This window comes from Allonocardiopsis opalescens (genome assembly GCF_003002095.1).
GTDB lineage: Bacteria > Actinomycetota > Actinomycetes > Streptosporangiales > Streptosporangiaceae > Allonocardiopsis > Allonocardiopsis opalescens.
The window spans coordinates 599,828-621,824 of sequence record NZ_PVZC01000002.1 but is presented as its reverse complement, the minus strand read 5'-3'; the positions used below and the strand labels follow the sequence as shown (position 1 = coordinate 621,824).

Below are 21,997 nucleotides of genomic sequence, written 5' to 3'. Positions count from 1 at the left end.
GTCTCCTCCGTGCTCGTCGGGGCGGGGCGCCGGGTCGCGTCCCTGCTCCCGATGGCTCCACCCTCGCCGGACGGGCGCCCGCGCACATCGCCCCGGCTGGGGAACCGCCTCCCCCGCGCGTGGGAGGCGGGCGGGCGGCCGGGCGTGCCACGATCGCGGTGTGCGGATACTCCGGAGCGCCGCCGCCCCGCTGCTCGGCGCCGACACCTACCGGCGCTGGGTCTACCTGGTGCTGGGCGGCGTCCTCTTCACGCCCTTCCTGGTGGCGACCCTCGTGCTGTTGTCGCTGCTACTGGGCTGGGGCGCCTCGATGGAGCGCTTCGGGGCCGGACCCCAGTGGTACGTGGGAACGGCGGCCGCCGCCGTGCTGGGCGCGGGGACGGTCTGGATCCCCGGCGTGCGCGCGCAGCAGGCGCAGCTGTCGCGGGCGCTGCTCGGCGGGCCGCTCGCCGCGCTGCCCGCCGCCCGTCCGGCCGGCCCCCGGATCAGGGCCGCCTGCTGGCTGGCCCTGCACTTCGCCGTCGGCTTCGCGGTCTGCATCACCACCATGGTCGGGCTGACCCAGTCGGCCATGCTGGCGCTGGCCCCGTTCCTGGCCGACGAGCCCGCGCTGATGTTCCTCCGCGAACTGTCGCCCACCGGCGGGTGGACCTGGCTCGGGCCGCCCGCCGGAGCGGTGGTGCTGCTGGCGCTGGTCTACTTGATCGCACTCATCGGCGCCGGGGCCGCCCGGCTGGCCCCCCGGTTCCTCGGACCGACGGCGGCCGACCGGCTCGCCGCCGCCCAGGCCCGCGCCGACAACCTCACCGAGCGCAACCGGCTGGCCGCCGAGCTGCACGACTCCATCGGCCACGTGCTGTCCGTGGTGGCGCTCCAGGCCGGAGCGGCCGCCCGCGTCATCGACCGCGACCCCGCCTTCGCCCGCGGCGCCCTGGAGACCATCGCCGAGCAGGCCCGCACGGCCACCGCCGAACTCGACCACATGCTCGGCCTGCTGCGCGAGGAGCGCGCCGCCGCCGCGCCGCAGCGCACCCTGGCCGATCTGCCCCGCCTGGTGGCGGCGGCCAGGACCGCAGGCGCCGACCTGCGCCTCCGGCAGACCGGTACCCTCGACGCGCTGCCCGAGGTGCTGTCCAGGGAGCTGTACCGCATCTGCCAGGAGGGCGTCACCAACGCGCTGCGCCACGGCGGCGAGAACGTGCCCGTCACCGTCGACCTGCGGGTCGAGGAGGAGCGGGTGCGGCTGGTGATGACCAACCCGGCCGATCCGGCCAGGCCGGGGCGGAGCACCCGCCCGGGCGGCGGCCGGGGCCTGCGCGGCATGCGCGAGCGGGTCGAACTGCTCGGCGGCGAACTGACGGCCGGCGCCGTCGACGGCGTCTGGCGGCTGGCCGCCGCCATCCCGTGGAAGGAGCGGACATGATTCGCATCGCGCTGGTCGACGACGAGGCGCTGATCCGGGCCGGGCTGCGCGCCCTGATCTCCGCCGAGGCGGACATGGCGGTGGTCGGCGAGGGCGACGACGGCGCGGGAGCGCGCGACCTGGTCCGGCGCACCCGGCCCGACATCGTGCTGATGGACGTGCGGATGCCCGGCGTGGACGGCATCCGGGCCACCGCCGAACTGGCCGCGCTGGACCGGCCGCCCAAGGTGATCGTGGTGACCACCTTCGAGAACGACGACTACGTGTACGGAGCGCTGCGCGTCGGCGCCGCGGGCTTCCTGCTCAAGCGCGGCCGCCCCGAGGAGATCCTGGCCGGCATCCGGCTGGTGCACTCCGGCGACTCGCTGCTCTTCCCGGCCGCCGTCCGCTCCCTCGCCGCCGGCGACTCCCGCCCGGAGTCGCCCGCCGCGAGGGCGGTCGGCACGCTCACCGAGCGCGAGGCGGACACCCTGGTGCTGATGGCGCGTGGCCTGTCCAATGCCGAGGCGGCGGCCGAGCTGTTCGTCAGCGTCGAGACGGTCAAGACGCACGTCTCCAACGTGCTGGCCAAGCTCGGCGTGCGCAACCGCACCCAGGCCGTCATCGCCGCCTACGACTCCGGCCTGGTGCGCGCCGGACGCGGCTGAGCGCCCGGCCCGGCCGCTACGGCTGCTGGATCGGCACGTCCTCGATCAGCCCGAACTCCCCGGCGTTGACGTGCAGCGCGGTGACCTCGGGTGGGGGCGCCGGCAGGTAGAAGAAGCCCCGGTTGGCGCCGGCGCCCGCCGTCAGGTGCACCGGCCAGGCGGGGGTGCCGACCCGGCCGATCTCGTTCTCGTCGCGGCCGTCGGTGGCGCCGATCTGCACGTGCCGGTACGTGATGCCGGTGGCCGGGTCGAAGGCGGCGAAGTCGTCGAAGGCGCCCCTGCGGTAGCCGAAGTGGTCGGTGCTGTTGGTGCCGGGGTTGAGGTCCTCGCCGCTGACGACGGTGAAGTCGAAGGTCGCGACCAGGAAGGCGCCGTCGCGGAAGAAGGGGTAGACGTCCAGCCGGTAGGTGGTCTCCTCGGCGTTGCCCCACGGCTGGAGGGTGACGGTGCGGGTGGCCGCCGGCTCGCCGGGGCCGGGGCGGAACGGTGCGGGCTCGCCGCCCTCCTCGGCCCGGTCGAGGTGCTGCTGGACGTCGCCGGTCGCCCCGGCGGTCGGCTGCACCGTGGTCGGGGACGCGGTGGACGTGGTGGTCTCGCGGTAGTGGTAGGAGATCTCCACCCGCCGGTTGCGGGCGCGGGCCTCGCTGTCGTCGTCGCCGCCCTCGGTGGCCACCGGGTCCTCGCTGCCGCGCCCCTCGGACTCGTAGGCGAACTCCGGTCCGAGTTCGGCCGCCAGCAGCTCGCGCACGGCCTCGGCGCGCCGCTCGGAGAGGTCCTGGTTGTAGGCGTCCTCGCCGATGCCGTCGGTGTGGCCGACGATGGTGATCGGCGGCCGCTCGGGGTCGGCGCGCCGACGGGTCTCCTCGATCACCTCGGCCAGCACGCCGCGGGCGCCGTCGGTGAGCGTCGCCTCGTCGAAGTCGAAGAGCACGTCGGCGCGCAGGGCCACCGTCTCGGTGTCCGCCTCCACCTCGCGGTTCTGCACCACCGTCTCGGTCACCCCGAACAGCTCGGCGACGTCCTCTTCAGGAGCGGTCACCGGCCCGTCGACCACCGGCAGCGTCACCCGCTCGCCCGGCGCGGGCCGCTCCTCGCTGTCAGGCCGCCAGTCCACGAACGGGGTCTCCGACAGCGAGGGCACCGGTTCGGGCTCGGGCACGTCGGTGACGGGCACACCGGTGAACGGGCCGATGTTGCCCGGCGCGACCACGGTGACCGCGCCCAGGTCCTCGGGCAGCCGCGGGAAGTACGCGACCAGGTCGTACTCCACCTCCGGCACCCACTCGAACAGCCCGTTGGGCTGGCGGCTGCCCAGGTGGTTGCCGGCCTGGATCTGCGGCTCGCCGTCGAAGAGCAGCCGGTAGCGGCGCTGCCCGACCGCGTCGATGAGGCTGAAGCCGCTCAGCGTGGTGTCCAGCCCGTGCCAGCCGAGCACCCCGAAGGTGTGCCGGGGCGGCGCGGACTCCTCGCCCAGCGGGGTGTACCGGAAGCGCAGCGCGGTGCTGTCGGGCTCCCGCTCCACCGCCAGGATCTCGATCCGGCCCGGACTCGCGTTGTCCATCCAGCCCAGGTCGCCCTCCCGCACGAAGCCCTCGGCCGGGGCGGGCGGCGCCGAGGCGGCGGACGGATCGGCGCCGCCCGCCCGGTTGCCCGCGGGCACGCATCCGGCCAGCAGCAGCGCGAGCACCGCCGCCGCGCCGAGGAGGCCGGCCCGCGGGCGTCGCAGGGCCGGCGGGACGGGCAGGGGCGCTGAGGCTGGCATGGCGGGTACCTCCGTCATCCGGCGCGTCCGTACGGCCGCGGCTACCTGAATTGGATAACAGAGGGCGCTTGTGCGCTCCCTGGATAGCGAAGCTCGGCCGTATCCGGTCAGTACTTCGCGTCACCGGACAAAGCGCCGGACGCCGGCCGGCGCGCTACTCGGGGAAGACGGCCCCATGGGCGCCGAGGACGGGCGGCGAAGCGCCCCACCCGGTGCCCAGCAGCTCGGCGACGGCCACCGCGGCCGCGAACTCGATGTCGCCCGGCCCGGTGTCGGCGTACGTGCCGTAGATCCGGACCACGGTGACCGCGAGGGGCGCCCGCCCGTCCGCCGACCGGCGCAGCGCGTAGGCGGCACCGGCCCGGGCCTCGGCGGCCCAGCGCTCGTCCTCCGCACCGCCGATGGCCGCGCCGGGCCCGTAGACCGCGCGCCGCCAGCCGAGGGCGTCCGGGTCGACCGTGACGCGGTCGCGTCCGGCCGGCTCGCCGCGCACGGTGACCTCGGCGAGGTGGGGGACGCCGCCGACGTAGCGCCGCAGCCGGTGCGCCGCCTCGCGCACGCTGCCACCTCCTGCGGGTTCGCGGCCGGAAACGGCGCGGGGCCGGGCACCGCCCCGGCCCCGCGCTGGTGCGGGTGGATCAGCTCCAGGCCAGGGCCGTGAGCGGGTCGTGCAGCACCGCGCCGACGTCGCGCAGCACCTTGGAGCCGAGTTCGCCGTCGACGATGCGGTGGTCGAAGGAGAGCGCCAGCGTGGTGACCTTGCGCACCGCCAACCGGCCCTCGTGCACCCACGGCAGCTCGCGGATCTGCCCGAAGGCGAGGATGGCGGCCTCACCGGGCACCAGGATCGGGGTGCCGGCGTCCACGCCGAACACGCCGACATTGGTGATGGTGATCGTGCCGCCGCTCAGGTCGGCCGGGGTGGACCGGCCCTCGCGGGCGGTGGCCGCCGCCTCGTTCAGCCGCGCGGCCAGCTCCGGCAGCGGCAGCGCGTGGGCCTCCTTCACCGTCGGCACCACCAGGCCGCGCTCGCTGGCCACCGCGATGCCCAGGTTCACGTAGTGCTTGACCACGATCTCCTGCGCGGTCTCGTCCCAGCTGGAGTTCACCATCGGGTGCCGGCGCACCGCCAGCAGCAGCGCCTTGGCCACCAGCAGCAGCGGCGACACCTTCACCCCGGCGAACTCCGGCAGCTCGCGCAGCCGACGCACCGCGGCCATGGTCTCGGTGACGTCGACCTGGAGGAACTCGGTGACGTGCGGCGCGGTGAAGGCGCTGGCCACCATCGCGGCGGCGGTGTGCTTGCGCACGCCCCGGATCGGCACCCGCTCCTCGCGGGCGCCCGGGGCGCCGGCCACCGGGGCGGGCGCCGGCGCGCCCGTGTCCGCGTGCCGGTGCACGTCGTCGCGGGTGACCGTGCCCCCCGGGCCGGTGGGCTCGACGGCGCGCAGGTCGACGCCGAGGTCCTTGGCCAGCTTGCGCACCGGCGGCTTGGCCAGCACCGCCACCCGCCCCTCCGGCTCGGCCGCCGGGGGCGGCGGCTCGGGGGCCGGGGCCGGGGCGGCGGCCCGGGGCGCCGGAGCCGGCTCGGCCGCGGCGACCGGGCGGCCCCTGCGGGCGCGCCGCCGGGTGGCCGCCGCCTTCGCGCCGTAGCCGACCAGGTTCGGCTGCGGCTTCTCGGCCGCACCGGTCTTCTCCGGCGCGGCCTCCGCCGCGGCGCCGCCCTCGCCGGTGTCGACCGCGATGATCGGCGTGCCGACGTCCACGGTCTGGCCCGCCTCGACCAGCAGCTCGGTGACGGTGCCCGCCCACGGGCTGGGCAGCTCCACCGCCGCCTTGGCCGTCTCGATCTCCACGATGGTCTGGTTGACCGCGACCTGCTCGCCGGGCCGCACGTGCCAGCTGATGATCTCCGCCTCGGTCAGTCCCTCGCCCACGTCGGGGAGGATGAACCGGCGGACGGACCCGCCGTCCGCCGCGGCGGACGCCTGTCCCGCACTCATGTACGACCTCCCCGTCTCAGTGGCTCAGCGACCGGTCGACCGCGTCGAGGACGCGGTCCAGGTCCGGCAGGTAGTGCTCCTCCAGCCGGGCCGGCGGGTACGGGGTGGCGAAGCCGCCCACCCGGATCACCGGCGCCTCCAGCTGGTAGAAGCACTCCTCGGTGACACGCGCGGCGATCTCGCCGCCCAGGCCGTAGGCGACCGGCGCCTCGTGCGCCACCACCAGCCGGCCGGTGCGCCGCACCGAGTCGAAGAGCGCGGGGTAGTCGATCGGTGAGAGCGAGCGCAGGTCGAGCACCTCCACCGAGCGCCCCTCCTCCTCGGCCGCGGCCGCCGCCTCCAGCGCGGTCTTCACCATCGGGCCGAAGCAGGCGATGGTGAGGTCGGTGCCGGCCCTGGCCACCCGGGCCGCGCCCATCGGCAGCGCCGACTCCAGCGGCGCCGTCTCGTCGATCTCGCCCTTGTCGTAGTAGCGCCGCTTGGGCTCGAAGAACACCACCGGGTCGTCGCAGGCGATGGCCTGCTGGATCATCCAGTACGCGTCCACCGCGTTGGCGCAGGCCACCACCCGCAGGCCGTGGGTGTGCGCGAAGTACGCCTCCGGCGACTCGCTGTGGTGCTCCACGGCGCCGATTCCGCCGCCGAAGGGGATGCGGATCACCACCGGCAGCCGGATCGAGCCGCGCGAGCGCATGTGCATCTTGGCCAGCTGGGTGATGATCTGGTCGGCGGCCGGGAAGACGAAGCCGTCGAACTGGATCTCGCACAGCGGCCGGTAGCCACGCAGCGCCAGCCCGATCGCGGTGCCGATGATGCCGGACTCCGCCAGCGGGGTGTCGACGACCCGGTCCTCGCCGAAGTCCTTCTGCAGTCCGTCGGTGACCCGGAAGACGCCGCCGAGCTTGCCGACGTCCTCGCCCATGACGAGCACCTTCGGATCGGCCTCCATGGCGCGGCGCATTCCGGCGTTCAGCGCCCGCCCCAGGGTCAGCGTGGTGGTCGGCATCAGCGGTCCCCCTCGTGCTCGGCGCCCTCGAAGGAGTCCAGGTACGCCGCGAAGCGCTCCCGCTCCTCGTCCACCTGGCTGTTCGGCTCGGCGTAGACGTGGTCGAAGATCTCCATCGGACGCGGGTCGGGCAGCTCGCGGCAGGCCCGCCTGACCTGCTCGCCCAGCTCCTCGGCCTCGGCGTCGACCCCGCTGAGGAAGTCGGCGCCGGCCAGGCCCTCGCGGGCGATGTAGGCGCGCAGCCGCTCGATCGGGTCCTTGAGCTTCCACTCCTCCAGCTCGCCCGACAGGCGGTAGCGGGTGGGGTCGTCGTTGGTGGTGTGCGCGCCCATCCGGTAGGTGAAGGCTTCGATCAGGCTGGGGCCCTGCCCCTCGCGGGCGGCCCGCATCGCCTGGCGGGTGACGGCCAGGCAGGCGAAGACGTCGTTGCCGTCGACCCGCACGCCGGGGAAGCCGAAGCCGGCCGCGCGCCGGTACAGCGGGATGGGGGACTGCTTGGCCAGCGGCGCGGAGATGGCCCACTGGTTGTTCTGGCAGAAGAACACCACCGGGGCGTGGAAGACCGACGCCCACACGAAGGCCTCGTTCACGTCGCCCTGGCTGGAGGCGCCGTCGCCGAAGTAGGCCAGCGCCGCCTCGCCCTCGGCGCCCACCCGGCCGTCGCGCTGGATGCCCATGGCGTAGCCGGTGGCGTGCAGGGTCTGGCTGCCGATCACGATCGTGTACAGGTGGAAGCCGTGCTCCTTGGGGTTCCAGCCGCCGTGGCTCACCCCGCGGAACAGTTCGAGCAGCTGCTCGGGCCGCACCCCGCGGCACATCGCGACGCCGTGCTCGCGGTAGGTCGGGAAGACCATGTCGTGGCCGTGCAGGGCCCGCGCCGAGCCGACCTGGGCCGCCTCCTGGCCCAGCAGCGACGGCCACAGCCCCAGCTCGCCCTGCCGCTGCAGGAACACGGCCTCGGTGTCGAAGCGGCGCACCAGCACCAGGTCGCGGTAGAGGCCGCGGATCTCCTCCGGGGACAGGTCGAGCGGATAGTCCGGATGCTCGCGGCGCTCACCCTCGGGGGTGAGCAGCTGCACCAGCTCCTCCGGTTCCGGTGCCGCGGCGCTCGACGCCTGCCCGGATACCGGGGCGGCGTTCGAGGTACTGATCGACATCCGTCACTCCTCGCATGGTCGGGGCCGAAGGGCGGGTCGCCCCCTCACGGCCTGGTATCCACTCCCGAGCCCTGGGGTGGTGGGCTCGGCGGTGGCCTGACCGCCATGGTGACAGACGTCACGGTGCACCTGGCAAGACCCGGACCCGAGTTTTCCCACGCCCCAGACGAGCCCTGCCGCCCGCCCCGGAACCTCCGGTGGGCCGCGCCCGGACGGGCGGCGCCTGTCTGGAAACAGGACCGCTGCCCCGTGGAGCCCGCCGTGATCCTACGCCGCCCGCGCTTGTCGCGGAATGCCCGAAACCCCGTTGACCTGCTGGTTTGACGTCCTAGTACTTGTTGTGACGTCCGAGTTGACGGCCCGCCGCCGGCCGCGGGGCCGCCCTTCGGCTCAGGCCGCCGCGGCGATGCCCCGGCGCCGCGCGTAGCCGGTGAGCTGGGAGCGCAGCTGCCGCCGGGCGCGGTGCAGCCGCGACATCACGGTGCCCAGCGGGGTGCCCATCATCGCCGCGATCTCCTTGTAGGCGTAGCCCTCGACGTCGGCCAGGTAGACGACCCGGCGGAAGTCCTCGGGCAGCGCCTCCATCGCGCGGCGGATCTCGGCGTCGGGCAGCCGGTCGAGCACCTCGGCCTCGGCCGAGCGCAGCCCGGCGGACTCGTGGTCGGCCGCGGCGGCCAGCTGCCAGTCGTGGATCACGTCGGTGACGTCCTGCTGCGGCTCCCGCTGCTTCTTGCGGTAGCCGTTGATGAAGGTGTTGGTCAGGATGCGGTTCAGCCACGCCCGCAGGTTGGTGCCGGCGCGGAACTGGTGGAAGTTGGCGTACGCCTTGACGAAGGTCTCCTGCACCAGGTCCTCGGCGTCGTCGGGGTTGCGGGTCATCCGGAGCGCCGCCGGGTACAGCTGGGTGGCGAAGGGCACGACGTTCTCGGTGAAGTCGTCGTGCGCGCTCGCCTCGGGCGCGGTGCTCTTGGTGTCCGTCTCGTCCTGACGGTCCTGAACGAGTAGGGCCATGCGAACCTCCGCAGGTCGTGACGCGTCGTTGCGGCGGGTGGAGTCGGGTGGTGCCGAGCCGGTCGGATCCGGCTGGTGGGCGGGGCGGCGTCGGGATCGGCGGCCGCGGGGTGGAGCGGGTGGAGAGGCCGTTCGGCGGGCCGCGCTGCCGCGCCGTGCGCTGGGGTCGCGGCCCCGCTCCGGGTCCACTTCCCGGTGCCCCACACTGATAGACGTTCGGGAGGGGCCCGGATGGTGACGACGGCGGGCGTGATTTGGGTCACGGCCCGGTAACGGCGGGGCGGGCCGGGCGCGGGGGCCGGTGCTGCCGCGAGACCTGGAAGAATGACACGCCGGGCGCCCCGACCGGTGCCCTCGGCGGCCCCCGGCTACTCCATTGTATGCCGGTCGGGCCGCAGGTCAGCCGCCGGCCGGCGGCGGCCGGCCCACCGCACCCGAGGAGGACACGTGGCGCGCGTCATCGTCGACGTCATGCTCAAGCCGGAGATCCTGGACCCCCAGGGGGAGGCCATCGCGAGCGCCAGCGCGCGGCTCGGCTTTCCCGCGATCACGTCGGTACGCCAGGGCAAACGGTTCGAGGTCGAGATCGACGGTCCGGCCAGTGAGACCGTTCTGACTGAAGTGCGGGAGATGGCCCAGACATTGCTCGCGAATCCGGTCATCGAGGATTTCGAACTGCGTGTCGAATAGTTTCCGCATCTGTGGGATTACCACAATGGGCAGCGGGAACCGTCTACCTTGTGACGCATGACGAGGCGGCCGGGTCCCACCGGCCTCCTCCCGGGCCGGCGACGGGGGTTGGGCCCATGGATGTCAGGTTCTCACTGGCGCTGCCGCGCGCCGCGTACACGGTTCCGGTGATGCGGCGCGTCGTCGGGGACACCCTCCGCGCGCTGGGCGTGGCAGAGGAATGCCTCGACGATATTCTCATCGCCAGCTCAGAAGCCTGTACCAATGTCGTGGACCACGGAGTGTCCGCACACGGCTACGAACTGAACGTACTCATACGCGATTCCTGCTGCATTCTCGAAATCGTCAACGAGGGATCGGGATTCGATCTCTCCCGTGTACCGCCAGCCGCGCCCGACGCAGAGTCCGGGCGCGGTATCGCGTTGATGCGGGCCCTCGTCGACGACGTCAGCTTCGTCCGCGACGACGGCGCCCGGATGGCGGTCTGCCTGGAGAAGCGGGTGCGCTGGCGCGACGACCGGCCCGGCGAGCTGGTGGGCGCCGTCTCCCGCGCCTCCTGAGCGCTCCCGGCCGGCCGGCGGGACGGGCCGCGGTACGCCCGCGGCCCTCCCTGATCTGCGGACCCGCGCGCACCGGGTAGCCTTCTAGCGGACCCCCGGCCGTGCCGACGCCGGCGCGGCGCCCGCGGCGGACCCGTCGGCGGAACCGCGGCGAACCGGCAAACGACCACGGAGAGTGCGCATGACCGCCCGTGTAGGCGTCGTCACCTTCCCCGGCTCCCTCGACGACCGCGACGCCGCCCGGGCGCTGCGGATCGCCGGAGCCACCCCCGTACCGCTCTGGCACGGCGACGCCGACCTCCGCGGCGTCGACGCCGTGGTGCTCCCCGGCGGCTTCTCCTACGGCGACTACCTGAGGTGCGGCGCGATCGCGCGCTTCGCCCCGATCATGGCCGAGATCCTGCCGCCCGCCGCGGCCGGCCGGCTGCCGGTCCTGGGCATCTGCAACGGCTTCCAGATCCTGTGCGAGTCCGCCCTGCTGCCCGGCGCGCTGACCCGCAACTCCAGCCTGCACTTCGTCTGCCGCGACCAGCGGCTGCGCATCGAGAGCACCGACACCGCCTGGACCGGCGACTACCGGGTGGGCGACGAGCCGCTGATCCCGCTCAAGAGCGGCGAGGGCGGCTACGTCGCCGACGCGGCCACCCTGGCGGAGCTGACCGCGAACGGCCGGGTGGTGGCCCGCTACGCCGGCGCCAACCCCAACGGCTCGGCCGACGCCATCGCCGGCATCACCAACGAGCACGGCAACGTCGTCGGGCTGATGCCGCACCCCGAGCACGCCGTGGAGGAGCTGACCGGGCCCTCCACCGACGGCCTCCCGTTCTTCACCTCGATCATGTCCCGCCTGGTCGGGACGCCGGCGTAGGGCGGCCGCGATGCTCAAGCTGATGCGCTCCCCGCGGCTGCTGATGGTGATCGTCGGCATCGTCTGCCTCGGCCTGGTGGTCCCGGCGATCAGCGGGCTGATCGGCTTCGCGCCGTCCGCCCAGCCGCCGGACGCCGCCGCCTCGGCGCCCCCGCCGCAGCCCGCGCCGCCGGCGGCCGAGATGGGCGAGCCGCCGCAGGACATCCGGTACGACGACTACGGCGAGCAGTGCAGCGACATCTGCATCCGGGTGATCGGGCTGTCCGCCGAGGACGCGACCGTGGACGAGCAGCTGGACCGCGTCCGCGAGCGCCTGCACGACGAGGGCTACGACGTCACGGTGCAGAACGAGGAGACCGGCGAGTTCCTGGCCACCCGCGAGGCCGTCGTGGTGGCCGGCGGACCCACCGACCTGGAGAACCCGGAAGAGGCGGCTACCCTGCTGATGACCTGGGGCGCACCGGCCTAGACCCGCGCCCGGCCGCCGCCCGGCCCCCTGACCCGTCCCCCCCGCCCAGCCCCGCAGAACGGTCACGCATGCACATCGACACCGTCGCCCGCGCCGGTCAGAGCCCCGACACGTCCCAGCCCTACGCCGAACTCGGCATGAAGGACGACGAGTACGCGCGGGTCCGCGCGATCCTCGGCCGCCGGCCCACCTCCGCCGAGCTGGCGATCTACTCGGTGATGTGGAGCGAGCACTGCTCCTACAAGAGCTCCAAGGCGCACCTGCGCCAGTTCGGCGAGAAGGTGCCCGCCTCGGCCGCGCGGACCCTGCTGGTCGGCATGGGCGAGAACGCGGGTGTGGTCGACATCGGCCAGGGCTACGCCGTCACCTTCAAGATCGAGTCGCACAACCACCCGTCCTACGTGGAGCCGCACCAGGGCGCCGCCACCGGCGTGGGCGGCATCGTGCGCGACATCCTGACCATGGGCGCCCGGCCGGTCGCGGTGATGGACGCGCTGCGCTTCGGCCCCGTCGACGCGCCCGACACCCGGCGGGTGCTGCCCGGCGTGGTCTCGGGGATCTCCTTCTACGGCAACTGCCTCGGGCTGCCCAACATCGGCGGCGAACTCGGCTTCGACCCCTGCTACACCGGGAACCCGCTGGTGAACGCGTTGTGCGTCGGCGTGATGCGGCACGGCGACATCAAGCTCGCGCAGGCGCCCGGCCCCGGCAACAAGGTGGTGCTGTTCGGCTCGCGCACCGGGCCCGACGGCATCGGCGGCGCCTCCGTGCTGGCCAGCGCCAGCTTCGACGACGCCAGCCAGGCCAAGCGCCCCAGCGTGCAGGTGGGCGACCCCTTCCTGGAGAAGCTGCTCATCGAGTGCTCACTGGAGCTGTTCGCCGCCGACCTGGTGGTGGGCATCCAGGACCTGGGCGCGGCCGGCGTCTCCTGCGCCACCACCGAGCTGGCCGCGGCCGGCACCGGCGGCATGCGGGTGGCGCTGGACCGGGTGCCGCTGCGCGACCCCCGGCTCACTCCGGAGGAGATCCTGATGAGTGAGTCGCAGGAGCGGATGATGGCGGTGGTCGAGCCCGGCAAGCTGGACGCCTTCATGTCCGTCTGCGCCAAGTGGGACATCCTCGCCACCGTGATCGGCGAGGTCACCGACGTCAGCCCCGAGGAGGCCGAGCGGGGCGGGCGGCTGGTGATGACCTGGCACGGCGAGACCGTCGTCGACCTGCCGCCGCGCACCGCCGCCGACGAGGGCCCCGTCTACCAGCGCCCCTACGCCCGGCCCGGCTACCTGGACGCGCTCAACGCCGACGACGCCGTCGGGCTGCCCCGCCCGGTGCGCGGCGCCGAGCTCCGCGGCGACCTGCTGCGGGTGCTGTCCTCGCCGGGCATCGCCGACCCGTCCTGGGTCACCTCGCAGTACGACCGCTACGTCCAGGGCAACACCGTGCTCGCGGTGCCGCACGACGCCGGGGTGGTGCGGATCGACGAGGAGACCGGCCTGGGCATCGCGCTGGCCACCGACGGCAACGGCCGCTACACCAAGCTCGACCCCTACACCGGTACCCAGCTGGCGCTGGCCGAGGCGTACCGCAATGTCGCGGTCACCGGCGCCCGGCCGCTGGCCGTCACCAACTGCCTGAACTTCGGCTCGCCCGAGGACCCCGGCGTGATGTGGCAGTTCGCCGAGGCGGTCCGCGGCCTGGCCGACGGCTGCCTTGAGCTGGACACCCCGGTCACCGGCGGGAACGTCAGCTTCTACAACCAGACCGGCGACACCGCGATCCACCCCACCCCGGTCATCGGCGTGCTCGGCGTGCACGACGACGTGAGCCGGCGGATCGCCTCGGGCTTCGGCACGGCCGGCGCCGCGGTGGTGCTGCTCGGCGAGACCGACGACGAGTTCGGCGGCTCCGCCTGGGCGCGGGTCGTCCATGACCACCTGGGCGGGCTGCCGCCCCGCGTCGACCTGGCCGCCGAGCGGGCCCTGGGCGCCCTGATGGCCGAGGCCGCCCGCGACGGCCTGGTGGACGCCGCGCACGACCTCTCCGACGGCGGCCTCGGCACCGCGCTGGCCGAGAGCGTGCTGCACGGCACCGTGGGCGCGCGGGTGGTCCTGCCCGGCGACCCCTTCGCCGCCCTGTTCAGCGAGTCCGCCGCCCGCGCCCTGGTCGCCGTCCGCCCCGGCCGGGAGGAGGACTTCGCCGCCGCCTGCCGCCGCCACGGCGTGCCGGCCACCGACCTGGGCCGCACCACCGGCACCTCCCTGGTCATCGAGGGCGCCTTCGCCGACGGCCCGATCCGCCTGTCCGCCGACGAGCTGCGCGCCGCCTACGAGGGGCGCCTGGTCGCCGACACGGAGCGCTGAGGCGCGTGCGAACGGCGCCGGGCGGTGATCCGGGCGCCGTCCGCCCTCCGAACGGCGGGCAGGGGGTGGACGGGCCGCGGTTCGCGAGCGCGGACCCGAGCGGCCCCGCGGCCATCGTGACCGCGGCGGTGACCGGCGTCCACGTGCTCGGAGCCGCGCGGCACTCCGGCCGTCCCCCCACTGGTCGCCGGGCCCCTTCAGGGCACCGTCGGGCCAATGCAGGGAAACCGCGGACACCCGACCAGCGGAGACCCTAGCCCTCGGTGAGGCCGTGGCGGTGGGCGTAGTGGGCGGCCTCGGTGCGGTTGCGGGCGCCGATCTTGGCGAAGGCGTTGTTGATGTGCGTCTTGACGGTCGTCTCGGCGATGAACAGTTCGGCGCCGATCTCGGCGTTGCTGAGGCCGCGGGCCAGGGCGCGCAGGACCTCGGCCTCGCGGGCGGTGAGGCCGTCGGGCGGCGCGGGGGGCGGCTCCGCGGGGCGGCCGGCGCGCACGGCGGCGCCGAAGGCGGCGGTGAGCCGGGCGGAGACGGCGGGGTCGAAGGCGGACTGGCCGGCCACGGCGGCGTGCAGCGCGGCGGCGATCTCGGCGCGGCCCGCGTTCTTGGTGAGGTAGCCGCGCGCTCCCGCGCGCAGGGCCGCCGCTATCGATTCGTCGTCGGCATAGGTGGTCAGCACCACGACCGCCACGTCGGGGTACTGCTGGACGATCAGTTCGGTCGCGCGGACGCCGTCGACCACCGGCATCCGCAGGTCCATCAGGACGGCGTCGGGGCGGTGCTCGGCCACCAGCCGCAGCGCCTGCTCGCCGTCGGCCGCCGCCCCTGCCACCGACACGCCGTCGAGCAGGCCGAGCAGGGCGACCAGCCCCTCCCGCACCGCCGACTGGTCGTCGGCGACCACGACGCGCAGCGGCGCCCGGCCGCCGGGGCGCCGCCCGGGGGCGGCCGGGTTCATCCGCCGCCTCCGCCGGGCGCGTCTCCGGCCGCGGCCGTCCGTGCTCCCGGCACCTCCGCCGTCACCGTCCACCCCCGGTCACCGTCGTCCTGCGGACCCGCCTCAAGGGTGCCACCGGCCAGCGCCAGCCGCTCGCGCATCCCGGCCAGGCCGTGCCCGCCGGGGCGCGAGGGCGGTGGCGGGTCGGCCGGCGGCTCGTTGCGCACCCGCAGGCGGGCGCCGCCGTCCAGGTAGCGCAGTTCCACGCGGACCGGGGCGCCGGGCGCGTGCCTGGCGGCGTTGGTCAGCGCCTCGCGGGCGGCGCGCGCCAGTGAGACCTCGGCCGCCGCGGGCAGCGGCACCGGCTCGCCCTCGATGCCGAGCCGTACCGGGACGGCGTGGTCGCGGGTGTGGGCGGCGGCGAGCGCGGCCAGCGCGTCGGGCAGCGGCGGCGGGTCCTCGCGCAGCGCCGCGACGGCGGCGCGGGCCTCCTCCAGGCCCTCGGCGGCGAGCCCGCGCGCCCGGTGCAGGCGCTGCGCCGCGCCCTCGGTGTCGCCCCGCTCGGTCAGCAGCGCCTCGGCCAACTCCAGCTGCACGCTGAGCGCGCCCAGGGAGTGCGCGAGCACGTCGTGCAGCTCGCGGGCGATCCTGGCCCGCTCGTCCAGCGCCGCCGCCCTGGCCCGCTCGGCCTGCGCCTGGCGGGTGCGTTCGAGCAGCAGCGCCGTCTGCCGCGCCTGCACGCGGTACTGCCGCCGGTGCAGCGCGAACAGGACGACGCCGGCGAAGGCGGCCGCGTGCGCCAGCATGGCGGCCGGGGAGCGCTGCCACAGCAGCTGCATGGCGGCCAGCGCGAGCGCGAGGTCGGCGGCCAGCAGCCCGGCGATCTCCGGCACGCCCGGCCGCAGGTGCAGCGCGAAGGTGCTCAGCGCCACGTAGAAGAGCACCACGCCCGCGGCGCTCTGCGAGCCCGCCAGCGGCGCCGTCAGCAGCGAGCACAGCGCCAGGGCCGCGATCGACGCCCTCGGCAGCACGGGGTCGCCGAGGGCGTAGGCGAGCCAGCAGGTCAGCCCGGCGCCGAACAGCACCCACACCCACAGCGGCGCGCCGTGCGGCGGCGCGGCGAGCGCCGCCCACAGCAGCGCCACGGTGGAGGCGGCGCGGACCAGCCAGCCGGTCTCGGGATCGTCGGACCCGGCCAGCCGCCACAGCCGCCGCCACATCCGCGCCATACCGCGCCGCATCCCTCCGCCCCGGGCTAGCGCTCGCGCGCCAGCCCGAGGATCAGCTCGATCATGATCATCCGGTAGGCCAGGAAGCCGAGCACCAGCACCAGGCCGATCACGGCCACGACCACCAGCAGCCGCCCTGTGGACATCTTGCCTCCCTTCTCCCCGGTCGCCGCCAGGATCCGGTCCAGGACGGCGAGGACGAGGCTGTTCCGCCTCGACCTGCGCCCGCCGTCCCCGTCGGAGCCGCCCGTGCCGAGGAAGGCGTCGAGCATCCCGCGCAGCGGGCCGCGCCCGCCGTCTCGTTCGTTCATGCGCGACACGCTAGGCAGCCGGCGCTCCGGGCGGTTCCTCCGCAGGGTGGAGACCGGGGTGGAGACGGCGGCGGGAGGGTGGAGGCGCGGCGCTCAGCCGGCGTTGCCCGGCGCGGAGCGGCCCTCCGCGAGCTCGCGGAGGGCGGCCAGGCGGGTGTCCCAGGCGGCGGCCGTCGCCTCGATCCAGCGGGCCGTCGCGGCCAGGCGCTCCGGGCGGACCGAGAAGCGGACCTCGCGGCCGGAGCGGTGCCGGCCGACCAGCTCGGCCCGTTCGAGCACGGCGAGGTGCTTGAGGACGGCGGAGCGGCTGACCGGCACCGCCCGCGACAGGGCGGAGGCGCTGCGGTCGGCCTCGGCGAGCAGGTCGAGCAGCTGCCAGCGGGTGGGGTCGGCCAGCGCGGCGAACACGGCGACCGGGGCGCCGGCGGGCGCCGGCGGCATCAGCCTTCCCGCCGCTCGGCCAGCTCCGCCAGCATCGCGAAGCCGCCGCCCCAGCCCTGGCGGACCCCCTCCAGGTGCGCGGCCCGCTCCTCGGGGGACAGGTCCAGCGCCGCGAAGCCGCTCTCGGTGACCCGCACGGTGGTGGTGCCGTCGGCGCCCGCGCTGAGCTCGAAGACCACCCGGGTCTGGCGGCCGGGCTCGGGCTCGGTGTCGGGGACGGCGGAGTAGCGGTAGGCCAGCCGGGTGGGCGGCACCAGCTCTTCGATGATCCCCCGGTAGCGGCCGTGCTCCGCCCAGAAGTGCTCGATCGCGCCGCCGACGCGCAGGTCCAGGCGCGCGCCGTCGAAGGCGAACCACTTCTGGACGTGCTCGGCCCGGGTGACCAGCTCCCAGACGGCGTCGATCGGCGCCCGGATCGCGATCTCGCGCCGCACGGCGTCCGGTTCCGGTGCCATGGCGGCCCCCTCAGGTCACGACTGAACTGACACCTTACAGTTGCACATCGCGTCCTGATGTGCAACCGTAAGGTGGCACAACGACGGGGCCGCCCACCGGGAACGCGGACGGGGGCGGAGCCCGCAGGCTCCGCCCCCGCACGGTGGACCGGGTGGCTCAGTTGCCGATGTCACCGCCCCCGGTGTGCCAGGCCGCCACCACCGACGGACGCGGCTGGCCGCCGGGGCCGTCGGGGAACTGGGTGGCCGGGTTGTCCGGGGTCGCCTCGTCCACCTCGCCGGGGTGCTGGACCGCCACGAAGACGGTCTTCTGGTCCGGCGTGATGAACGGGCCGCAGGTCTCGGCGCCGACGGGCACGCTGAGGAACTGCCGCAGGTAGCCCCGGTCGGAGCCCTCGACCGGCATGACGTGCAGCGCGTCGTTGACACCGATCGAGCCGGGCTGGCCGTCGGTGGAGATCCACAGGTTGCCGGAGTCGTCGAAGGCGAGGTTGTCCGGCGAGGAGATCGGCGACACGCGGCTCTTGTCGAAGCCGGAGAAGTACGTCGACGGGTCGTCGGGGTTGCCGCAGACCACCGGGATCCGCCAGTTGAAGCGCTCGGCCCCGGCGTCGTTGCGGTGCTCCGCGATCTCCACGATGTGGCCGTAGCGGTTGGCGGCGCGCGGGTTGGCCTCGTCGGCCTGCGCGGCCGTGCGCGAGGAGTTGTTGGTCAGCGCCACGTAGATCGCGCCGTTGACCGGGTTGCGCTCGACGTCCTCGGGGCGGTCCATCGGGGTGGCGCCCACCCGGTCGGCGGCGATCCGGGTGTGGATCAGCACCTCGGCGGCGGACATGCCCTCCACGAAGCTGCGGTCGCCCTCGACGAGCTTGATCCACTGGCCGGTGCCGTCGAACTCGCCGTCCGAGGGCAGCGTGCCGGTGCCGTCGATCTCGGCCTCCGGGCTGTCGCCGGTGAACCGGGCGACGTACAGGGTGCCGTCGTCCAGCAGCGAGCTGTTGTGCCGCCGGCTGCCGCGGCGGAAGCGGTCGCGGCTGACGTACTTGTACACGTAGTCGAAGCGCTCGTCGTCGCCCATGTAGACCGCCACCCGCTGGTCGCGGGTGAGCGCGTGGGTGGCGCCCTCGTGCTTGAGCCGGCCCAGCGCGGTGTGCTTGCGCGGGGTGAAGGTGGGGTCGAAGGGGTCGATCTCCACGATCCAGCCGAAGCGGTTGGCCTCGTGCGGGTGGCGGGCCAGGTCGAAGCGCTCCTCGACCCGGTCGAAGCGGCGGTTACCGGCGCGGCCGTCGCCGCTGGTGGAGATGCCGTAGCGCTGCAGCGCCGGCCGGTCGGCCTCGGGCACGCCGTTGCCGCCGACGAAGTACTGGTTGAAGTTCTCCTCGGCCGTCAGGATGGTGCCCCACGGGGTGTTGCCGCCCGCGCAGTTGTTCAGCATCCCGATCGGGTTGCGGCCCTCGGGGTCGGCGGCGGTGCGCAGCAGCTCGTGGCCAGCGGCCGGGCCGGTGAAGCGCATCGGCGTCTGCGCGGTGATGCGGCGGTTGTAGCGGCGGCGGCCCTGGGTGACCAGCTCCCAGCGGCCGGTGCGGCCCGAGCGCGCGATCTCCACGACGCTGCCGCCGTGGGCGGCCATGCCGATCTCGATCTGCTCGATCGGCGCCTCGTTGCCGTCGACGTAGCCGCGGAACATCAGGTTCTCGTTGGTGTACTCGTGGTTCACCCACAGCAGCGCGCGGTCGTCGCTGATCGGGAAGAAGTCGACGTAGTCGCAGTTGTAGCCGAACTGGGCGTTCTGCGCCTCGGGCGTCTGGTTGTCGAAGTCGAAGGCGGGCGCCCCGGGCAGCACCGGGTCGCCCCAGCGCACCACCACGGCGCTCTGGTAGCCCTCGGGGACGACGACCGCGTCCGCGGTGGTCGGCTCGATCGGGGTGAAGCGCAGCCGCGCGCCGCCCCCTCGGCCGCGGCCGCGGCCCGGGTCCGCCATGGCGGGGGCCGAGCCCACGAGGCCGCCGAAGCCCACCGCGGCCGCGCCCACCGCCCCCGCCCGCAGCACATTGCGGCGGGAGAGCGCCTTGGCGACCACGTCGCCGAAGTACTCGTTGCCACTCTGGTTCGGGACGGCGTGGTCGCACGCGTCACCGCAGCGGAACCGGCAGGTCATCGCACTGCGGCCCGAGGGGTGCGGTGCGGAGATGATCGGGAGCAGTCGTCTGCGCGGGGTGGAGCCAGACACAGGGCCTCCAGGTCCGAAACGAACAGGGAAACGGCCCACCACCTGCGGGGAGTGCGGACCGTGGGCGCCGTGCGGCGCTCCAGGTGGAGTCAAGCGGTACCGCGCCACCGGGGCGTGAATCCCAGGTGAACGGCGGTGACCGGCCACGATGCGATAAACAGTGATGCTGCCCGTTCTACGCTTGCCTTATGCCCCCCGTAAAGCTCTCCGCACGGAGAGTCCGCGAAGCTCTCGACGCGCAGCTCGACGCCTCCGGCGAAGACCCTTATCAGGGCGCCGACGAACTCGGCGCGCTCGTCGACGCCCTCGCCCGCGCGGTGCTGCGGGCGGCCGACGCGGGCGCCGTGCCGGTGCGGGCCGCCGCCAAGGCGGCGGTGCGCGGCACCCTGGACCGCCTCGCGGCCGCCGCGCCGGGCCACTCCCTGGAGGTCCGGGTGCCCCCGCACGGCGCCGTGCAGTGCGTGGCCGGGCCCCGCCACACCCGGGGCACCCCGCCCGGCGTGGTCGAGACCGACCCCGTCACCTGGCTCGAACTGGCCACCGGCCGGCTGACCTGGGCCGACGCCGCCGCCCGCCACCGGGTGGCGGCCAGCGGCGTGCGCGCCGACCTGGGCCCCTACCTGCCGCTGGCGCCCCCGCGCTGAGCCCCGCCCGGACCGCCGCCGGACGGAGACCGCGTGCGAGAGTGGACGCACGCGGCGGCGAGGAGGCGGTCTCGTGACGAGTACGGCGGACACCGGGGTCCCGGCGGAGGCGGCGCCGGGCGCGCCCGCGGACGGGGCGGCGTCGTTCCGGCGGGCGGTGGTGGTCGGCGCGGGCGCCATGGGGCGCGGGATCGCGCAGGTGCTGGCGGTGGCCGGCGTGCACACCACCCTGGTCGACGTGCGGCCGGGCGCGGTGGCCGAGGCCATCGCCGAGGTGCGCGGCCGGATCGCCCGGCTGGCCGAGAAGGGCGCCCTCGCCCCGTCCGACGCGCGGGCGGCGGCGGGCCGCCTCGCCGAGGGCGGCCTGGAGGCCGCCGCGGCCGCCGACCTCGTCATCGAGGCGGTGGTGGAGGAGCTGCGGGTCAAGCGCGAGCTGTTCGCCGAGGTCGAGGCGCGCACCGGGCCGCACACCGTGCTCGCCACCAACACCAGCTCGCTGTCGGTCACTGACATCGCCGCCGGCCTCCGCCGCCCCGAGCGCCTGTGCGGCCTGCACTTCTTCAACCCGGTGCCGCTGATGAAGCTGGTCGAGGTGGTGCCGGGCGAGCGCACCGCGCCCGAGCTGGTCGACCGGCTCGGCGCCTTGGTCTCCGCCCTCGGCCACACCCCGGTACGCGTCATCGACACCGCCGGCTTCCTGGTGAACCACGTCGGCCGGGCGCTGGGCACCGAGGCGCTGCGGCTGCTGGACGAGCGGATCGCCACCCCCGCCCAGATCGACCTGGTGGCCCGCTCCGTGCTCGGCCTGCGCATGGGCCCGTTCGAGCTGTTCGACCTGACCGGCGTCGACGTCTCCCAGCCGGTCACCGAGAACGTCTACCACGGCTTCTACCAGGACCCCCGGCTGCGCCCCTCGCCCACCCTGCGCCGCCGGCTGGCGGCCGGGCTGCTCGGCCGCAAGAACGGCACCGGCTTCCGCGCGGACGGCTCCCTGGACGCCGCGCCCGGCGACGCCGCCGCCCCGGCCGGGCCCGGCGCGCCCCCGGTCTGGGTGTCGCCGGCGGAGCCCGCCGCCGCCCGGCTGGCCGCGATGCTGGCCGAGGCGGGCGTCCCGCTCGCGGCCGAGCCGGGGCCCGGGGCGCTGCACATCGTCACTCCCTTCGGTGCCGACGTCACCGCCGAGGCGCGCGAGCAGGGCCTGCCGGCCGAGCGCACCGTCGGCGTCGACCCCTTCGGCCGCCCCGGCGACACGCCCGGCCGGACGGGAGGCGGAACGGGAGCCAGAGCGGGCGGCGCCCCCGAGCACTACTTCGCCGGCCCGCTCACCCTGGCGAGCAGCCCCGCCACCGCTCCCGACGCCCTGCGCGCCGCCGCGGCCGCGCTGCGCGCCACCGGCCGCGAGGTCGTCGCCATCCGCGACAGCCCCGGCTTCATCGCCCAGCGGCTGCTCGCCGCCATCGTGAACCTGGCCGCCGAGACGGCCCAGCTCGGCATCGCCGCCCCGGCCGACATCGACGTCGCCGTCGTCCTGGGCCTGGGCTACCCGCAGGGCCCGCTGGCCTGGGGCGACGCCGTGGGCGCCGCCCGCGTCGACACGATCCTGCGCCGCCTGCACCAGCGCTACCTCGACCCCCGCTACCGGCCGAGCGCCTGGCTCAGCCGGCGCGCCGAGCTCGGCCTCTCCCTCACCCGCCCAGAAGCCCGGCTGGACGCCTGAGCGCGCCCCCGATCCCGCCGCTGACCTGGACCGGCGGGGGCGCCCCGCTCGACGGGTCGGGGGAGCGGGTAGGCTGAAGG

At 75.0% G+C, this 21,997-nt stretch carries 21 protein-coding genes; 9 read left to right on the top strand and 12 right to left on the bottom strand.

Annotated features, from left to right (window positions below):
- Positions 1-160: 160 nt before the first annotated feature.
- Both CLV72_RS09635 and CLV72_RS09630 read left to right on the top strand, forming a co-directional pair.
- Positions 161-1,423 carry a sensor histidine kinase gene (locus tag CLV72_RS09635; RefSeq protein WP_106243242.1) on the top strand — a complete coding sequence of 421 codons (1,263 nt, stop codon included), beginning with the start codon at positions 161-163 and terminating at the stop codon, positions 1,421-1,423.
- Positions 1,420-2,070 (top strand): response regulator, encoded by a 651-nt coding sequence (locus CLV72_RS09630; protein ID WP_106243239.1) that lies wholly within the window; start codon positions 1,420-1,422, stop codon positions 2,068-2,070. The genes CLV72_RS09635 and CLV72_RS09630 overlap by 4 nt, the downstream gene beginning before the upstream one ends.
- Positions 2,071-2,086: 16 nt before the next feature.
- Here CLV72_RS09630 and CLV72_RS09625 read toward each other — a convergent pair whose 3' ends face one another.
- The 6 genes from CLV72_RS09625 to CLV72_RS09600 all read right to left on the bottom strand — a co-directional run bounded on the left by CLV72_RS09625 (position 2,087) and on the right by CLV72_RS09600 (position 9,009).
- Positions 2,087-3,832 carry an OmpA family protein gene (locus CLV72_RS09625; RefSeq protein ID WP_106243235.1) on the bottom strand — a complete coding sequence of 582 codons (1,746 nt, stop codon included), beginning with the start codon at positions 3,830-3,832 and terminating at the stop codon, positions 2,087-2,089.
- 154 nt (positions 3,833-3,986) lie between these two features.
- Positions 3,987-4,391, bottom strand: a complete 405-nt coding sequence (locus tag CLV72_RS09620) for a hypothetical protein (RefSeq protein WP_106243231.1) — start codon at positions 4,389-4,391, stop codon at positions 3,987-3,989.
- A gap of 79 nt (positions 4,392-4,470) precedes the next feature.
- Positions 4,471-5,835, bottom strand: a complete 1,365-nt coding sequence (locus CLV72_RS09615) for a dihydrolipoamide acetyltransferase family protein (RefSeq protein WP_106243228.1) — start codon at positions 5,833-5,835, stop codon at positions 4,471-4,473.
- A 16-nt stretch (positions 5,836-5,851) separates the two neighbouring features.
- Positions 5,852-6,841, bottom strand: a complete 990-nt coding sequence (locus tag CLV72_RS09610; protein WP_106243225.1) for an alpha-ketoacid dehydrogenase subunit beta — start codon at positions 6,839-6,841, stop codon at positions 5,852-5,854.
- Positions 6,841-7,998 (bottom strand): pyruvate dehydrogenase (acetyl-transferring) E1 component subunit alpha, encoded by a 1,158-nt coding sequence (gene pdhA, locus CLV72_RS09605; RefSeq protein WP_106243222.1) that lies wholly within the window; start codon positions 7,996-7,998, stop codon positions 6,841-6,843. Before pdhA ends, CLV72_RS09610 begins: the two co-directional genes overlap by 1 nt.
- Positions 7,999-8,388: 390 nt before the next feature.
- Positions 8,389-9,009 carry a sigma-70 family RNA polymerase sigma factor gene (locus tag CLV72_RS09600; protein WP_106243219.1) on the bottom strand — a complete coding sequence of 207 codons (621 nt, stop codon included), beginning with the start codon at positions 9,007-9,009 and terminating at the stop codon, positions 8,389-8,391.
- 447 nt (positions 9,010-9,456) lie between these two features.
- Between CLV72_RS09600 and purS the strand changes: the two genes are divergently transcribed.
- From purS to purL, 5 genes are all read left to right on the top strand, one after another.
- Complete coding sequence (gene purS / locus CLV72_RS09595; protein ID WP_106243216.1) at positions 9,457-9,699, top strand: phosphoribosylformylglycinamidine synthase subunit PurS; 243 nt, start codon at positions 9,457-9,459, stop codon at positions 9,697-9,699.
- A gap of 116 nt (positions 9,700-9,815) precedes the next feature.
- Complete coding sequence (locus tag CLV72_RS09590) at positions 9,816-10,259, top strand: ATP-binding protein (RefSeq protein ID WP_106243212.1); 444 nt, start codon at positions 9,816-9,818, stop codon at positions 10,257-10,259.
- 181 nt (positions 10,260-10,440) lie between these two features.
- Complete coding sequence (gene purQ / locus CLV72_RS09585) at positions 10,441-11,127, top strand: phosphoribosylformylglycinamidine synthase subunit PurQ (RefSeq protein WP_106243208.1); 687 nt, start codon at positions 10,441-10,443, stop codon at positions 11,125-11,127.
- Positions 11,128-11,137: 10 nt separating this feature from the next.
- Positions 11,138-11,596 carry a hypothetical protein gene (locus CLV72_RS09580; protein WP_106243205.1) on the top strand — a complete coding sequence of 153 codons (459 nt, stop codon included), beginning with the start codon at positions 11,138-11,140 and terminating at the stop codon, positions 11,594-11,596.
- A gap of 68 nt (positions 11,597-11,664) precedes the next feature.
- Positions 11,665-13,956, top strand: a complete 2,292-nt coding sequence (gene purL, locus CLV72_RS09575; protein ID WP_106243201.1) for a phosphoribosylformylglycinamidine synthase subunit PurL — start codon at positions 11,665-11,667, stop codon at positions 13,954-13,956.
- A 253-nt stretch (positions 13,957-14,209) separates the two neighbouring features.
- On the opposite strand, the gene CLV72_RS09570 is transcribed toward purL, so the two are convergent.
- The 6 genes from CLV72_RS09570 to CLV72_RS09545 all read right to left on the bottom strand — a co-directional run bounded on the left by CLV72_RS09570 (position 14,210) and on the right by CLV72_RS09545 (position 19,556).
- Positions 14,210-14,911 carry a response regulator transcription factor gene (locus CLV72_RS09570; protein ID WP_106243197.1) on the bottom strand — a complete coding sequence of 234 codons (702 nt, stop codon included), beginning with the start codon at positions 14,909-14,911 and terminating at the stop codon, positions 14,210-14,212.
- Complete coding sequence (locus tag CLV72_RS09565; RefSeq protein WP_211302785.1) at positions 14,908-16,119, bottom strand: sensor histidine kinase; 1,212 nt, start codon at positions 16,117-16,119, stop codon at positions 14,908-14,910. The genes CLV72_RS09570 and CLV72_RS09565 overlap by 4 nt, the downstream gene beginning before the upstream one ends.
- A gap of 26 nt (positions 16,120-16,145) precedes the next feature.
- Positions 16,146-16,430: a hypothetical protein gene (locus tag CLV72_RS09560; protein ID WP_106243194.1), complete on the bottom strand. Its 285-nt coding sequence runs from the start codon at positions 16,428-16,430 to the stop codon at positions 16,146-16,148.
- Positions 16,431-16,523: 93 nt separating this feature from the next.
- A complete protein-coding gene (locus CLV72_RS09555; protein ID WP_106243191.1) occupies positions 16,524-16,871 on the bottom strand; it encodes an ArsR/SmtB family transcription factor in 348 nt (115 codons plus the stop codon).
- Positions 16,871-17,326, bottom strand: a complete 456-nt coding sequence (locus CLV72_RS09550) for an SRPBCC domain-containing protein (RefSeq protein WP_106243189.1) — start codon at positions 17,324-17,326, stop codon at positions 16,871-16,873. Before CLV72_RS09550 ends, CLV72_RS09555 begins: the two co-directional genes overlap by 1 nt.
- Positions 17,327-17,483: 157 nt before the next feature.
- Complete coding sequence (locus CLV72_RS09545) at positions 17,484-19,556, bottom strand: PhoX family protein (protein WP_106243186.1); 2,073 nt, start codon at positions 19,554-19,556, stop codon at positions 17,484-17,486.
- Between the two features lie 188 nt (positions 19,557-19,744).
- Between CLV72_RS09545 and CLV72_RS09540 the strand changes: the two genes are divergently transcribed.
- Positions 19,745-20,200, top strand: a complete 456-nt coding sequence (locus CLV72_RS09540; protein ID WP_106243183.1) for a sterol carrier family protein — start codon at positions 19,745-19,747, stop codon at positions 20,198-20,200.
- 73 nt (positions 20,201-20,273) lie between these two features.
- Positions 20,274-21,917, top strand: coding sequence for a 3-hydroxyacyl-CoA dehydrogenase NAD-binding domain-containing protein (locus CLV72_RS09535; RefSeq protein ID WP_245930035.1), 1,644 nt, complete (start codon positions 20,274-20,276; stop codon positions 21,915-21,917).
- The last annotated feature ends 80 nt before the right edge of the window (positions 21,918-21,997 follow it).